Consider the following 15,164-nt stretch of genomic DNA (forward strand, 5'->3'; position numbering starts at 1 on the left):
GGTTAAGATGAAAGATAACACTTATATTAATAGAGAAAAATTTAAATTTAGAATGAGGACGACCAAATACAATCCCACTCCGTACAGTAATTTAACAAAATGAACATCAAGAGATTATGATATATTAAATAAAATTAACCAAAAACATATTGACGAAAGCTATAACCCAAGCGATAAACGGATAAAATCATTGCCCCCTAAAAATATTATTAAAAGGATTGATGATATGATCAGGAAAATCATCGCTAAGATTGCCAAAAGAAATAATAGCTATAATTACAACAAATCCTCCAACATCATCGAAGCTGAGACCTCGCTCGCTGAACAAAAAACAGAAAATTATAGTAAAATTATCTGCCATCATTTCACTTCTGGCATATCGACACTGAACCTGATAAGAACCTCGTTAATTTCAACTTATGAACAATTAAATACAGAAAAAGATAAAATAATCGAATTAAACGAGCAGAATAATAAAGCCATGCATTCTCTTGAATCACTCGTGATTGAGTTCAACGAGGCAGGCAAAGAATCATCAGAAATTAAAAAACAAATGACTCATCTAAAGTCATCACTGGTTGAAATTAATGATGCAATTAAAGACATACAAAAAATTGCCAATCATACAAACTTAATTGCAATAAATTCAGCGATTGAAGCCGCTCGAGTAGGTGAGGCAGGAAGAGGATTCAGCGTTATCTCTAAAGAAGTTAGACAATTGGCTGAAAATGTCAAAACATGCACTAACCATATATTTTTGCAAACAGAAACTCTCCAGAACAATGGATCCACGGTTGATATATCTATCGAAGCGCAATTAGCAATAATCACAAGAATAACTGAACATATAAACGAAGTTGTTTGCTCTATTAAAGGCGTAATTGAAAAGTCAGCCGCAATGAAATCTATTATTGATTACATATCAAATTTACTATTTTTAAGTATCATTAAAATGGACCATGTTATATGGAAAATAGATCTATATAAAAAACTTACAGAGAATAAATTAGATGAAGCGTTGACATCATACAGTCAATGCAGACTGGGGAAATGGTATTACGGCGATAACGGAAAATGTTACGCACATTTGCCCGGATATAAAAACCTCGAGGAACCTCATCAAATGTTACATAACTCCGGCGTTCTGGCAGTCGAGTATTCTGTTTCGGGCGATCACGAGCATATGTCCCTGGCATTAAAAAGAATGGAACTGGCCAGTGATGAGGTGATGAATCAGCTTGAGATTCTTGGCAGTGAAATATTCAGGGAGATTGTAAAATTTACGCCCAGTGATAATCCCTGACGAAATTTCTCGGTTGAATGCTCATATCAAGCAAGTATGCAAAGAACTGCATAGCTCAGGACTTGATGGATACTGCCCCAACCTTCTAAATCGCCGGGAATCTTTCTCATGCCATCAGCCAGAATCAGTGAAAGCGCTGATTCTTTTAATGATATTTAGATAGCTGATTTCCAGTGCTATCTCCCTCGGATAGCATCTTGTTTCAGCAGCGCATAGCGATTAAGAAGCTGATTAAGCCGCATATCGAGCTGCTGATACAACGTAGGTGATACACTCCCCTGTAGGCTTAATTCCTCATCGATTTGACGTAATAACTCTTCTGTAGGCGGTGCCTGGTCAAGCTGACGGCGAATAGTGAAAATGGCTGATTTCAGCTCAGACCCCGTCAGATATTTCCCTTTGCGCTCGTCGAGTGCATTTAGCTGAGCGGTTAACGCTTCCAGTCCCTGCTGGGCTTGATGCCAGTTTTGCAGTGCGCTTTCCGGCAACGCTTCCGTGGTTAACTGTTTTTGTAATCTGCTTGTGAATTCCGTAGTCTGCGATTCTTCCGGCCACAGGGTGGCTAACTGCTGTGCTAATGATGCAGCATATTCCCTCGACCACAGAGGTGACTGGCGGGATATAACATCCAATTGCCCTTGCGCAGCGGCGAAAAATTCCTGTTTCCGCTCCCCCAAATCTGAGGATTGCTTCAATGTGGACAATTGTTCAGGCGTCAACACCTGCGGCAATGGCTTGATCAGCGCGTATTCGTCAGATCGCATATGCGTAATACCAAGATAAGCGCCTGAACTCACTAGCGCAGTCACCATAACTCCGATGACAAACCCCAGCCACATCCGTCGGGTTCCGTGATCGGTTTGAGTAGCAAAAACCGCTGTGCTTGATTGCCCGGACGACGCGGGTTCATTCACCACAAAGATAAGCTGGGGCAAAGCGATCTCAGCGTTATTGGTTGAGCCAGAAGCCGGAATCATCACAACGGCTGAGCCCGAATCCGCTTCTGACTTCTCAAGGCGTAAAGCTGCGTTATGCATCCAGGTAACGACGACCTCCAGTTTACTCAGCGCTTTCAGTTCAAGCCGTTGCAGCACTTCGCAGGCATGTTTTAAACGCTGTTCAACCCGATACACCACGGATAAATCAGCATAGGATAGCGTTAGCGTACGCAATTCTTGCTGTAAACGGGCTGACAGCCATGTCAGGATTTCAACGCGGGCATGGGTTTGCTGCGGCCATATTGCACTCCAGTGATGCGTCAGTAATGCCTCCAGAAGCTCGGCGCCTTCGGCAAGTCCCAGCAGCCCGGCATTACGCATTCTACTGACGGTATACCAGGCCAGGGTTTGCAATTCGACGCCGTTATGGCGAAACAACGTCAGGCTTAACTGTTCAATCTTTTGCCAGTCAACGTCCGGGCGCGCGGGATGAGTCAGTTTGCTGATTTCATCGCGTAGCTGCCCGAACTCCGTGAAAGCACGCGGGTCGCCACCGCTGCTGATGCGATTCTTCTCCATATCAGTACGCTCCTGTTTCAAGCCAACCCTGTTTTTTCAGGTGGCGTATGAGCACCCGCCCCTCGGGGGTAAAATCAGTGCCATAACGAACAACGCCAAGGTCCTGCAGTTCGGCATCGATGGAGTAGCGTAAATGCCCTGGCGTTTCCTGATCCTGCATTGTGACCTGAATACCTTTCAGTCGCGGTTCATACTTCAACAAAACCTGAGAAAGCGTACTGATAAGCTGATGTGCCGTTCCCGGCATACCCTGGAGGATTTTGGTCATATCCGGCAGACCGTAGTCGGGTAAATGTTTAAGGCTACCGGCACGCGTATTCAAAATGCGCTGCATATTATCCAAAACGGATAAGATGACCTGCGTGTTTTCACCCACTGTATGCAAAGGCAAACCACCGGAGAAATTACCCAACAAGATGTCATAAAGAGATGGTCGTTTAATCATTACTCGTCCTCCGGCTTCAGGAGAACCAGAGCCTGAGAATTTAATTCAATCACTCGCGCTTTATCAGAATCGAGATCTTCTCGACGTAATACCACGCGCCATGAATCCTCAGACCGATCGGGAGCAATAAACATTCCCGCCACGGCAACATATTGCGTTTCCTTTTCGAGTGGAATATCGACAGTTACGCTTTCACCAGGACGAACCCAAACATCTTTCTGAGCCAGTAAATCCTCTTTTACCACCGTGCTGTCTTGCGCAAATAAAGACTGATAATTCGCTGAGTCAAATGCTTTTCGATCGTTGAGTTGGTAAATACGTACGACTGTTGAAAGCGCTACGCCCTGCGCATTTTTATTAGCGGCTTCTCTGGCGCAAAGATCCAAATGCAGCGTTTTAATTTCCTTATAAAAAATTGACTTCGTTAATGACACCGTGCCTTCAGATACTTTTTGTGTCAGGCCACATCCGGTAATCAGACTGGTCATTGTGGTTATTACGGCAAAATTAATAGCGATAATCGCCAGTCTCATCGGCTTCCCTCCGCTGATCGTGTTGGCTAAGGCTCTGCCAGAGCCCAAGTTTAATCGTTATGAGTTGATTCTTAATTTCCGGGTTATCCAGACGCATAACAGCCGTGCGGCCGAGCTGAACTGCGCGTTCGCTTTTATTACTGGTAAGTTGAGCATCTGGAAGCGCTGAGCGAGGAATACGTAATTGCAGCCTCGCTTTCACTCTGGCACCTAAATAAACGTGCAGGAGCGCGAGAAAATCATGGTAAAGCTGACCGCCGGGTAACCAGTCGCAAACCTCATCAGGAACCTCCGTGGTTAGCGTAATGAGCACCTGACTGTTAATATCTACGGCGCTATGTCCCATCACCGGACGAGAATGAAGGCTAACGGGGTGCCGCGCACTCATTTTTAACGCCTTATCCAGCAGGATTAAGCGTTTATCATGTGACGTCACGGTGATATTTGTTGTTGGCGATAATAAAGACACCAGCGCGGATATTCCTTCTGCCGTACGCGTTGGCATTCTCATTACTCCTAACAGCGCCAAAAAACGCGATAACGGGGCTTGCGTTTGTGTGGCGCATCCAGGAATCCCCAGCCCGGTCAGCCCCAGTAAATATTGTGAAGTCTCATCTGTACCGCCAGGGCGAAAAGTCGCTGGATAGCTGTATTTACGCCAGATTCGATAAAACTGCGTAATTAAGCGATGGTTAAAAATATCCAGAAATTCAGCGGCGACGTCCGAGCCTTCCTGACGCTGGGCAATATCATCCTGATAGGTTGTCGGCAGCGGCGACTCCACGCCATACAACCCCATAAAAGTGACACTAACCGTTGGTGGCAGTGTGGGTTGTTGCGGATCATATTCTGCACTTTTTAGCTCCCCCGCCGGAAACCCCATCCCCGGATGAGGATGAAAACGAATGGCATCAAAGCGCGGGCTTTGTTGGCTTCCTGGAGCTGGTGATTGCGGATTCCACTGTTCCAGCAGTTGGCAAAAACGAAAAAAATTGGTACGAGGCAGATTTTCGCCAAGGCTATTTAGCAGCCGGGCAGTCGCTGATTGTGATTCTCTTTCCATCGCAAGCTTTTCCCTGCCGGTTGGATAATTAACGTAAGCTGATTAAACAAATGAATATCCGCATACAATGCAAAAAAGCGGTTAAGCATTTCACCAAACAGATGAATATCGCCCTCACCGGTAAATCCGTTCTCATCAAGCGTTATTTCGATGTCCACACCACGGAGTAGAAATCCTTTTTCAAAGCGCTGTATTTCATGCTGCTGAACATCCATGATCGCATCCAGACGACGATAATTCAGCTCATCATCCTGCCAGTTATAGAGAGACAACGTTCCTTTGAGTACTTCTGCGCTGGCCATCATATTCAGAAAGCTGGACCCGAGGTGGCTTAAGACGCGCCAGTGAAAACGATCCTCAGCGGGAGGATAAGCGGGGAGAGTCGGTTTACACAGATTGCGCACGGCAAGCGGCGTCTGGAGGATCTGCTCGCAACGATTAAGCAATGAACTCTGCAAAGCTCGCCTGGGTAGCTGACCGTTTGTGCCGGTCACTTTCAATGAGACGGTTTCATACTCAGCAAGGCGATCCCGCTCCCAGGCGTCACCGCCGAGGATCAGCCAGGTGTCATACAATCCCGAGACGCCGCGCCTGACGCGTGTATGGAAGTAACGTTCAGGCGCATTACGGCGCATCATGCCTCCCTTGTGGCGAAAGCTGGTGAATGGGGCATAGACGGCATTACGCGCCCGCTGCGAACCTGAAACCGCATCCACCGAATAAATTTCCGTGTGACCATCCTGTAATCTGCGCGGGCGCAGCAAATATTCACTTTCCAGTCCATTAACCACCAGCGGATCGGCTTCCAGGGTGAAGAGATTAATAACCGGAACGCAGTGCAGACGTATATTTTCGCTACCCACGGGAAGCTCAGAATTCCACTGTTGAGTCAGTACCGCTTCAATTTCAAAGCAGTCGATACCCGCAGGAAAGGTTATCTTTTCCAGGCCGTTAAGATGGACGAACATAAATTTTTCGCGAAACGTAAAATACTCAAGTAATAATTGCCAGCCGCCAAACGCTGTATCGCCTTTTGGCCATAAACTGTCTTCTCCGGCAAATCCTCCCGGAGAAAAGAAACCCTCCAGTCGAATACGTTCTACGCTTTTGGGGAATCTCAAATAAAGAGAGGCCAGACGCTTTGTCAAAGCAAGGTGCAGCGCGTGGGTCACCGGCGCGTCACCGCTCAGATAAAGGCTGAGACGCGTCAGATCGGTTTGCGACCAGTCCATCTGTGGATTGCACTTTATTCGCATACGGATGACCGAGCGTCCGTCAGGTTCGGCATCGATATTCACCGCCGTAACAGACAGTGGGCTGAGCGTGACGGGCTGGGTAGTACGATACTGACATACCGTTTTTTTAGGACCGACGGGCTGGGACAATACGCCAAACCCCGCATTAATCCGTTCACTCATTTTCAGCACATCAGTATCCGGTAAAAGTTCGACAATGCTTAAGGAGGGAATAGTGCGTAAATAATGTGGCCATAGCAGACTCATCAAGCCTTCGGTAAATTCAGGAAGATGATCGTCTATTTTTGCGCGCAACCGCCCCATCGAAAATGCAAAACCTTCGAACAGCCGCTCCACATAGGGATCGGCGATACCGGCTTTGTCCAGATCCAGCATGGCGGCACGATCCGGATGCGCCTGCGCAAACTCTTTTGCCGCTTCCCTTAAATAACGCATTTCCGCGTCATAATAACGCAGAGTTAAATCTTCCATTTTACAGTTCGCTTATTTGGTTTTAGCCGCACAAGACGGCGGCTCTGGCGGGATCAATGGCGACCAAACCGGACAATAGTGAGTCCATCTCTGCCGTCAGACGCGCTTTGTCACTTTCACTACGGTTGGCTTTTAAACGCAGAAGCTTTAGCCGTCGCGCTTTGACTTCAAACAGCAGTTCAGGCTCCCACTGTTTGAGAGTGAGAGAGTGCGCAGTCGTATTCAACTCGCCAAGCAAATGCAGCGCGAGATCGTTGCGCCCACACTGTTCCGTCAGACGGGCCATCAACAGCTGGCGTAACCAACGCTGTCGACATGAAATAATACCAGGTCGAGCCTGAAGCCAGGCGAGCGCTGCTTCAATGCCTTCGCTGTCCGCGAGCGTCAGGGCCTCGCTTTCAAGCAGCAGGATATCGTCATCCTCTCCGACGCAGGCCGCCGCGATTTTATCCGTCTGCCAGTCGCTTTCCTGCAACACGTCACGGGCTATCCATTCACGCGTGACGTCATCGGCAAAGGGCGTTCCGTCATTAAATGCCAGCGTTTCCAGACCCGGCATCCGATGCAGCAGCATTTTCAAATCGCTGATGATAATGGCGGCATGTTTATCCCATGGCGATCCCGCCCTGGTTAACGCCTGATGAAGATACCACTGCACGTCCAGCCAGAAATGATTCACTCCCTCAACAAATAAGCTGTCAGTTAGCTCAATCAGTTCAGTCCAGCTTTGCTGCAAATACAGACGCTTGAGCTGGGCGCGGTAATCACTTTTAGGGGGTACCAGGCGTGTACGTCCGGCGCCATCTGGCGGTGGAAGCTGGTTAACCGTATCGAGCCGCACGCTTTTCATCAAATGATGCGCCGCCAGCCAGCCGTCCGGCTGATCGCTCAGGTATTTCGCCAGTACCCGTGCCTGCTCCAGCAGCTCACGACCAGAGGCAATACTTTTTAGGACGGGAGTTTCTGCGCTGCGCCGACCGGCTTGCGGACTGACATTTTGTGGAACCAGTGCCTGAGCGCCGCCAGACTGTGCCAGACGATTCTCCAGCGCGCTATACAGTGCCCCAAGCCCGGGACGAATGCTCTCCTCTCGCTGACTAAACTGCTGCTCCAGCAGCATCAGCGCACCGGCGATCCGCTGTGCGTCAGGCCGTGAAACTTCGGGGAAACGTGCCAGACTATCCAGCATCCGCCCGCCGGCCAGCCATTCAAGGGCGGCCTTATGGCTATTGGCCCTTAGGGGATGGAGAGAATTGCCATACTGCTGCATCAGGCCAGCCAGCAAAATCAGACCATCCGCCAGGCCGGACTCGCCATCCTGATGCAAACGCGCCCAAGTGTAGTAGGTGACAACACGGACATCCTTACAGGTGTGGATCAGCAGTTTTTCCGCAAGCTCAACGATGAGATCCGTTTGTGCGCCAGAAAGTTTATTCACCTCCTCTCGCATGCGCTGAAAATCATCGTCATAGCCGGGATCTTCCCCGCCCGGGTTGGCTGCGGAAACGGGCAATAACCAGTTTTGCCATAGCGCAGTTTGCGTTTGCGCCTGTTCCATCAGCTGCTGTTGTTCATCTGGCGAAGCCGTGCTGGCGGCCAGTAGACGTTGCAGAGCGCTCATTATTCTTCCTCTGAGTGGGACTGGCTGATAACAAAAATGGTTTCTGGTAGTTCGAAATCGCGGAGTTTGAGCAATACGAGCGGGCCTTCACCGGCTTCCGTTCGCAGGGTGTAGTTCAGCGGCAATCCATCCTGCGCAGTCCAGCGCAGATTAAAACCGCTGCTCACGCCGGCGTTATCGTTGATCTCCGCTTTCTCAAGCAGTCTTATCCAGCCCCAGGTGCCGGGGTTATCTGAGTAGATTCGGGTTCCCGTATTGGTACTCACCCAGCTTAGGGTGGCCCCTGACGCTGACGTATCGGCTGGCCAGACAAGGTTTTTCCAGGCTGGCATCTGATTAACGTAGGTGAGTTTTTGCCCATCCAGTACGAGATCGGTTTGCATCACGTCCCGCGCCGTTCCAGGGCGCAGTTCAAAACGCATTCCGGCTTCTCCACGAATAAATGCGACATCCGCAATCTGACTGAGCTGGTCCATCGCCTCAAGGAAAGCCGGATTAAACTCCAGCCCCTGCGCATTCACTGTATCAGCAACCCAGTGGCTGCCCTGTTTATGCAATACGCCGCTTAAATGGCTCTCGAGAAAATGCGGGATCCGACCATTATCGCTTCGCAGATATTGCGCCAGCAGCGGCAGAGAAGCCTCGCTACCGACATCGCGAAACGGATAACGTCCGCCGAAAGCGCTGTTCCAGTCATTCACAATCAGCGCCTTCCATTGCGCATTCAGGCCCGCTGCGGTTGGTTGCAACACCTGCTGCCATGACTGCTCCAGCGGCTGAACAAACATAGTTTGACCAAATCCACTCCATGCCTGGCCTAAGCTTGCCGCTACCAGATTGCCATAGTCACGCGTGGTGGTGAGATCGACGGTTTTGCCCTGAAACACCGTTTGCGCCAGGGCCTGACTCATGCCTTGTGGATCGGCAGCGTTAGTAATCTGCTGGAGTTTCAGCCTGACCTGCGTTACCCGGGTCAGGTAGGTTTGCAAACTCAGATGGCTGATATCCTGCCCGCCCGATTGTTCATCCATCAATGCCAGGATTGGCGAGAAGGTACTCGCCATAGGGCCTTCTTCCCGCGCATGCTGGTCAATCGTCTGATTTTCTTTGGTGTTAAACAGATCCTTTGCCGACTTCACCAGTGAGTCCGACAGCGCTTCTCCGGTTAACCCTGTGCGTCCCTGAACGGCGAGCGTATTCATTAGCGCAACCAGAGGAGACTGACGGATATCTGCAATCAACGTGAGCTGATCGATGGCATCACTCAGCGTTTGGGTGCGCTGCCAGCGAATACTGTTGAGAAAATCCAGCCAGCTGTCGGCAAAATCCGTGAAGTAACGCTCGCTAAGACGCGCTTTTAAGGCCTGTGGAGAGAGAGGGTCGCTTGCAGAATGCGTATCATCTCCCAGTACCTGATCCATTTCTTCCCGGCGGTTGTTGACGATTTTCTCTATGGCGGGCAAAACCTCCTCTTCCCAGGCTTTGCGGGTATACACGCCAGCAACCGAATTCCGGGTATAAAACACGTGATCTGCCCGGGTATCGCCGGTCATGTCTTCCAGACGAAGTTCGGTGTAATGCGGAGTCACCTGTTCAATGATTTTCTGATACAGAGCAGCTTCGCCATTGCGGATCCCCATCTGACGAATTAACAGCGTTCGCACCTGGTTAATAAGATTTTTATCCGCTGTTATTTTCCATTCAGGATGCGCCTGAAGGTGTTCTCCCCAGAATTGCCAGAGTCCTGGCCCAACGCCCTGCCATGATGCGCGCGAAATACCCGCGCGATCCGGCCAGTCTTGCATCAGCGCCTGACTAAAAAATGATGCATCCATCTGCTCAGGCCGGGAGAGCATCAGATACATTTTCAGCTGGTTGTAGGCGATCTTTGCCCGAGCGACAAACTGTGAGCTGTCTGGAGCCAGTCGAGTTAACGCCGTTAATTCCTGAGTGAGATGTTGCGCGGCTTCATCACGCAGGAGCGGAATAGCGATACGCGTATAACGCGGCCATAGCGCATCCAACAGAGCATCATTTTGGCTTAAGCCGAAGCGGTAGTACCACGGTGCCCCATTCAGCTGACGCCAGCGAAGCATGCCTGGGGTTTGCTGAAGCGCGGACAGCGCCGTAAGACGCTCGGCGAGCGGTTCATCCGCACCACCTGCCAGCCTGGCCTGATCCAGACTTTCGCCGATCAGATTGCGATTCGCCAAAAAAGAGACCACCATCCCCGCGCCCCATAGCAGCATCAAACCAGCGGTACCGACTGCCAGCACTCGCATCCCTGAACGGCCTGTGCGCTGTGCCTTTAGCTCAGCAGGTAACGCAGGGAGCGAATCAAGCAGCGCGCGCCAGCACTCATCACACATCCAGGCATGCGCCACGCGCGATGAAGTATTTTCCGCATACTGGCTCATGATTACCGCCGCCAGCGGTAGAGGCCGATGCGGGCTGAAAAAAGTGGACAACGATTCGCTGATGGTTTCTGCGTTTTGCGTGAACGCATTCGCCATTTTCAGTAAGAAGTTATCACGGATATTGCGCGTAACCTGCTGCGTACCCTGCTCCGCCATCTGCATTGCCAACGAGGTCAACTGCGAACGACATAAAGCCGTGGTGCATCCTGCAGGGAACAAACATGTCGCAGAGTGCAAGGTTACGTCATCCCGGACGAATTGAGCGCCATGCAGCGACCAGAGGTATAACGGCACTCGCCAGCGAAGCGTGGTAAAAACAGCCTGAAGATGGCGGGCAGCATTATCTATTTGTTCTGCGGTTAAAGAGACAACAGGTGCCGATTGAACCAATGAATCCTGGTGCTGAAAAGTGGGGGTTACCCATACAATCCCATCCAGCGGGCGCCGATGCAGCTTGCGTATCGCATCAAACAACGAAGCATCTGGCGGTTCAGTGAGCGTACCTCCCCAGATTAACACCACGCCATCCCCTTCAACCCAGCGCAGAGAGGTGAGTTTTGGCACCAGTTGCTCAACCTGAATGACATCCCCCATCACCAGCAGAATACGGGTTTTGGCGCGCCAGCGATAACTGTAATTTGCCTTGAGTACATCACGAATTTCTCCTATCAGCATATTCCCGGAGGGCGGTTCCTCTATTCGGGACTCTTTGTCCGGAAAAACTCCATCGTTTTCCTCTTTTACCCGAAAAAGGTGCTCCTTGGCATAAATGTTGATAAGTGGATACCAGCGAACAGCAATAATCAAAATTACCGTCAATATACCTAAGATAACTTTTTTCGTAAGTGAATCAGCCCCCAGGAGATCACCATAGCGCCTAACCAGCCATGTCAGCACCGCCAAAAATGCCACAATTAAAACAAGCAGACTTCCCCTACGCCACAGATGGCTTGTCGTATTCATTATTGCTCCAGGGTAAAACGGTGCAGATATATGGTTGTTCTTCCTGAACAGAAACGACTAAATATGACTCTAAGTTATGCTTTGACATATCAGCCGCCACGCCAACGCATAGCCAACCGGAAAATGGACCGGGGATCCCCATAAATCTTTCAAGAATAATTTTGTTTTCAACCTGCCAATGAGCGCCATGATTGTGACCAATTGGGTAGAGTTGTGCACTCAACAAATCAATTAACTGGCCATCAGACACAATGTTTTTTGTATTTATCGCGCTTACCTGAGTAGTAAAAAAGGTGGTTAAATCTTGAGGTAAACACGCTTTATCCAGAGGCATTGGACGTAGAAAATGGCACTTACCGTTGAGCCCATAAATACGCGCTACGTCATCACTGGTTAAAAGAAAGACAGCCATTCCATCAGAATAATTCTGATGCCCGTTAAATTGTAAAACCAGAACAAGATCGCTCCTGACTTCTGCATTTTTCAGGTTCGCTTCCAGTCGATAAAAAGGAAATTCCATTTCTACTCGTACAGAGGAAGGTTGTGGCCTGCCTGGGAAACTTGTCTGCCAGATGCTATGAAAGTTATTTTGCAGTAAATGCCGTTCTTCCGTTGAACCATCGGTGATGAGTGTTACATGCAAAGGAATGGCTATCGGTAATATACTCAGAGATTCAGCAATACTGTTCAGCAAAACAGTCACTGCATTGTCTTGATTTTTGACATTAGGTAAATAGTCAATACGATGAGCTAAACCACATTTATTCTCAATATTTGTGGGATTACCTGCAATAAACGAAACGGTAATTTTCTCTGGTAACACTACGCAGCTATTCATCACGACAAGTGAGCACTGCCCCCAGGACTGCCATTCACGCTGAGAAATCAATATTTCTTTTTGCAAAAATTCATAATATTCAAGCGCCCGCCCATATAAATATGCTCTAATACTGGCAATTATTAACCACAGGAACGTTGGAAAGAGTGAAACCAGCCAGATGTTGACATCATTAATAAAGAATAGATGTTCTGTTGCATGCAATACAAAAAGTAAGATACTTATTATTACTGATAATATACCAGCCAGTGCCCATCGCCAGAGAGAAAGAGGTTCAGGCGCTACGGGCGTGATAATTCTATGGCGTTCCCAGCCCATGATTTCACCCTATTAATGCTTCTGGCGCACTTGAAATAACCTGACATCCACACAGACTATGGCATCCATCGACAACTATCGGTACACCATCAGAAAACCATTCTGGCGAACCTTCAATAATAGGATTAATACCATGGAATGGTATCGGACAACTAACCATATCCCCCAGAAGTACTACTTTTCGTCCCTGGACAAACATCGTGGAAGACGCAGATATTACACTTCCACCATGAGTCGTTTTATCACCAAGCAAAACAAAACCTTTTGACATAATTAACCTCTTAATAAGATAAGCATTTAAAATTTATAAAGTTATTCATAATGATTAGACAACCACACCAATCATTCAAGATAAGAATTGTATTTGGGGCGAATATAAAAATTGAGGGACTAGCAATGTCTGGCATCATCCCAACTTAAATTTATTATTACACTTTTTTACCAATAGTCTCTACTGAGTGTTAATGCTAGTTTACTGATACCTAGCGTTCACGGCTGATTTTCTGCAGCCGTTCGAAACTGGTAAAAGGGTTGCCGTATTCGACATAGCCATCCGGATAAACCAGTTTTACCTGTTCACCAAGTTCTATTAAAATCAAATATAACTATAATCAATTTTAATTTTTGAAACCCAGTGAATGATTCCCTTCTCCCCACTGCGTTCACACCTCTTCCATGAGGTAGTATTTTCTATGTTAATAACTTTTATATAATATATTAACTTCCCGATAACCTTATTCTTTCGAGGGACGCCTGAATTTCTTTTGCATGTTCTATAGAATAGAAAGTAATGCTAACAACAAAAAAATCAGAATTATAAACAAATAAAACAGCTATATTTTGGTACCTGTTGATTTTGTTTGGTTGGTTTTGCTTTGCTTTGCTTTGCTTTGCTTTGCTTTATAGGGAATTAAACCTTGATCATAAATATTCTGATATGATTCTCCAATTTTCTTTATCAGCTTTTCAAAATTTACAATCATTTCCCACCAAGTCGTTTTTTCTCCAGTGCCACCTGGATTTCTTTGGCGCGTTCCAGTGGGTAAAACGTCACACTTTCCACAAAGAACTCTTTATTATAACTAAATGAAGCGACTATATTTTGGTCAGAAACTAATAATGAATAAAATTCCTTTACCCCCCTATAGAGAGTCATTACGACTTTCGCATCAACATAAATCATTGGCATCCCAAAACGTGCACGAACCCACTCCTGGGTCATCACAGACTCCAAACCAAATGGCATTCAATTAGGGAAAACCCAGTCGGTTTTCCCTTCATCTTCTAATTTTAGCGATATTTCTATAAACTCCATATCAGGTTTATTAGCAAAGACCAAAAATAGTCCTTCACGTTTCATTTTCAATATAGCCTCATCATCAATAGCACCATATAGTTTAGTCTTATAGGGAATTAAATCCTTTTCAAAAATATTCAAGTACGGCTTACCTAACTGTTTTATCAATTCTTCAACGTTAATATTCATTTAATATAGCCCCGTTTGTCGGTTTAGCTCATGGCCATCTGCCAGGGGATGCTGACGGGAACGTCATCCGCCAGTAACTTCCCACCAAATACATAGGTAAGCTTTTTGCCATGAGTGATTTTTATATACTCATTATAATCTTTATAGGTGACCTTATATTTGCCAATCATAAAGTCATTCAGCCTGACCTTATGCAGGTATTTATCATCCTGGTTCGAGCTGAAGGGCAGCTTTTCCCCAATCAGCGGACCGAAGTCCCCCATTAAAAACTCACCGCCCGCGACGGGAACCATATTATCCAGCGAGCGTTTCACCAGCGCCTGGGTGAGCTGCTGGTTTTCCGCACTGGAGCTGTTATCACAGCCGGTCAGCGCCAGCAAAAATATCCCCGGGGTGAGAAATTTCAGAATATGCGCCGTCATCCGTTATTCACCACGCAGCGAAGGCCAAAATTGGGAAGGAATTCGTTATCTTCTGCTATATGACCGTCAAAAAGTGGGGAAGGGAGATTCGACTTACGAAACATGGTCAGGGCATATTGATAATCTCCTCCTGAATATCCTCTCATAACCTTCCTGTCGCCGCTCTTCGGTCCCTGTGGGTTATCAACCGGCGAGTGCGCATAGTAGTCCGCCGCATACCAGTCATTAGCCCATTCATCACCGCTTAGCCCCATGTCATACAACCCCAGTGGATTGGGGGGATATTTCCCGACCGGGTAAATCGATATCCCTACATCGTTCATTTTTGCTCTTTCATCAAAGGTGGGAACATTGACTCCGCGCTCTATTTTTCCGTTACTGGTGGCATAGGGCAAATACTGTCCCCGGGAGCGGGCCGCGTATTCCCACTGCGCCTCGGTGGGTAAATCCACCCGTTTACCCGACATTTTACCCAGCCACAGGCAGTAGTCTTTGGCCATCTGCCAGGGGA

The 15,164-nt window shown here is 48.0% G+C and carries 13 protein-coding genes and 1 pseudogene; 1 reads left to right on the forward strand and 13 read right to left on the reverse strand.

The annotated features are described in order from the left end of the window. The first annotated feature begins 226 nt into the window (after positions 1-226). The gene (locus OGX99_RS14290) at positions 227-1,303 is read left to right on the forward strand and encodes a methyl-accepting chemotaxis protein (RefSeq protein WP_187258993.1); all 1,077 of its coding nucleotides are present in this window, start codon (positions 227-229) and stop codon (positions 1,301-1,303) included. Between the two features lie 176 nt (positions 1,304-1,479). Here OGX99_RS14290 and OGX99_RS14295 read toward each other — a convergent pair whose 3' ends face one another. The 13 genes and pseudogenes from OGX99_RS14295 to OGX99_RS14355 form a co-directional block, all read right to left on the reverse strand. Then, on the reverse strand, positions 1,480-2,820 hold the full coding sequence (locus OGX99_RS14295; RefSeq protein ID WP_286543955.1) for a VasL domain-containing protein: 1,341 nt from the start codon (positions 2,818-2,820) through the stop codon (positions 1,480-1,482). A gap of 1 nt (position 2,821) precedes the next feature. After that, the gene (gene tssE / locus OGX99_RS14300) at positions 2,822-3,262 is read right to left on the reverse strand and encodes a type VI secretion system baseplate subunit TssE (RefSeq protein WP_187253350.1); all 441 of its coding nucleotides are present in this window, start codon (positions 3,260-3,262) and stop codon (positions 2,822-2,824) included. A gap of 2 nt (positions 3,263-3,264) precedes the next feature. After that, positions 3,265-3,798 (reverse strand): type VI secretion system lipoprotein TssJ, encoded by a 534-nt coding sequence (gene tssJ, locus OGX99_RS14305; protein WP_187253231.1) that lies wholly within the window; start codon positions 3,796-3,798, stop codon positions 3,265-3,267. Then, positions 3,773-4,861 carry a type VI secretion system baseplate subunit TssG gene (gene tssG, locus OGX99_RS14310; protein WP_286543959.1) on the reverse strand — a complete coding sequence of 363 codons (1,089 nt, stop codon included), beginning with the start codon at positions 4,859-4,861 and terminating at the stop codon, positions 3,773-3,775. Before tssG ends, tssJ begins: the two co-directional genes overlap by 26 nt. After that, entirely contained in the window at positions 4,822-6,588 is a 1,767-nt protein-coding gene (gene tssF, locus OGX99_RS14315; protein ID WP_151224329.1) for a type VI secretion system baseplate subunit TssF, read from the reverse strand. Before tssF ends, tssG begins: the two co-directional genes overlap by 40 nt. Before the next feature lie 22 nt (positions 6,589-6,610). Then, positions 6,611-8,209, reverse strand: coding sequence for a type VI secretion system protein TssA (gene tssA, locus OGX99_RS14320; RefSeq protein ID WP_286543962.1), 1,599 nt, complete (start codon positions 8,207-8,209; stop codon positions 6,611-6,613). Beyond that, positions 8,209-11,589, reverse strand: a complete 3,381-nt coding sequence (locus OGX99_RS14325; RefSeq protein WP_286543966.1) for an ImcF-related family protein — start codon at positions 11,587-11,589, stop codon at positions 8,209-8,211. Before OGX99_RS14325 ends, tssA begins: the two co-directional genes overlap by 1 nt. Next, entirely contained in the window at positions 11,561-12,745 is a 1,185-nt protein-coding gene (locus OGX99_RS14330; RefSeq protein WP_286543969.1) for a KPHS_23130 family T6SS system protein, read from the reverse strand. Before OGX99_RS14330 ends, OGX99_RS14325 begins: the two co-directional genes overlap by 29 nt. A 4-nt stretch (positions 12,746-12,749) precedes the next feature. Then, a complete protein-coding gene (locus OGX99_RS14335; RefSeq protein ID WP_151218381.1) occupies positions 12,750-13,016 on the reverse strand; it encodes a PAAR domain-containing protein in 267 nt (88 codons plus the stop codon). Between the two features lie 562 nt (positions 13,017-13,578). Continuing rightward, a complete protein-coding gene (locus OGX99_RS23800) occupies positions 13,579-13,728 on the reverse strand; it encodes a DUF6392 family protein (protein ID WP_353655338.1) in 150 nt (49 codons plus the stop codon). After that, positions 13,725-14,231, reverse strand: a pseudogene (locus tag OGX99_RS14345) (DUF6392 family protein). The gene OGX99_RS23800 and the pseudogene OGX99_RS14345 overlap by 4 nt, the downstream one beginning before the upstream one ends. A 23-nt stretch (positions 14,232-14,254) precedes the next feature. Continuing rightward, positions 14,255-14,653, reverse strand: a complete 399-nt coding sequence (locus tag OGX99_RS14350; protein ID WP_414438251.1) for an SUMF1/EgtB/PvdO family nonheme iron enzyme — start codon at positions 14,651-14,653, stop codon at positions 14,255-14,257. After that, positions 14,650-15,164: formylglycine-generating enzyme family protein (locus OGX99_RS14355; RefSeq protein WP_286543972.1), on the reverse strand; the 515-nt coding region annotated here is incomplete at its 5' end. The genes OGX99_RS14350 and OGX99_RS14355, both read right to left, overlap by 4 nt.

Source organism: Citrobacter sp. Cu096 (assembly GCF_030332285.1).
GTDB lineage: Bacteria > Pseudomonadota > Gammaproteobacteria > Enterobacterales > Enterobacteriaceae > Citrobacter > Citrobacter meridianamericanus.

Bases quoted from the DNA above. Each gene is read 5' to 3' on its own strand.
- OGX99_RS14330 (WP_286543969.1), bottom strand. From the start codon at position 12,745: ATGGGCTGGGAACGCCATAGAATTATCACGCCCGTAGCGCCTGAACCT.
- tssF (WP_151224329.1), bottom strand. From the start codon at position 6,588: ATGGAAGATTTAACTCTGCGTTATTATGACGCGGAAATGCGTTATTTA.
- tssJ (WP_187253231.1), bottom strand. From the start codon at position 3,798: ATGAGACTGGCGATTATCGCTATTAATTTTGCCGTAATAACCACAATG.
- tssG (WP_286543959.1), bottom strand. From the start codon at position 4,861: ATGGAAAGAGAATCACAATCAGCGACTGCCCGGCTGCTAAATAGCCTT.
- tssA (WP_286543962.1), bottom strand. From the start codon at position 8,209: ATGAGCGCTCTGCAACGTCTACTGGCCGCCAGCACGGCTTCGCCAGAT.
- OGX99_RS23800 (WP_353655338.1), bottom strand. From the start codon at position 13,728: ATGATTGTAAATTTTGAAAAGCTGATAAAGAAAATTGGAGAATCATAT.
- OGX99_RS14350 (WP_414438251.1), bottom strand. From the start codon at position 14,653: ATGACGGCGCATATTCTGAAATTTCTCACCCCGGGGATATTTTTGCTG.
- OGX99_RS14325 (WP_286543966.1), bottom strand. From the start codon at position 11,589: ATGAATACGACAAGCCATCTGTGGCGTAGGGGAAGTCTGCTTGTTTTA.
- OGX99_RS14295 (WP_286543955.1), bottom strand. From the start codon at position 2,820: ATGGAGAAGAATCGCATCAGCAGCGGTGGCGACCCGCGTGCTTTCACG.
- OGX99_RS14290 (WP_187258993.1), top strand. From the start codon at position 227: ATGATCAGGAAAATCATCGCTAAGATTGCCAAAAGAAATAATAGCTAT.
- OGX99_RS14335 (WP_151218381.1), bottom strand. From the start codon at position 13,016: ATGTCAAAAGGTTTTGTTTTGCTTGGTGATAAAACGACTCATGGTGGA.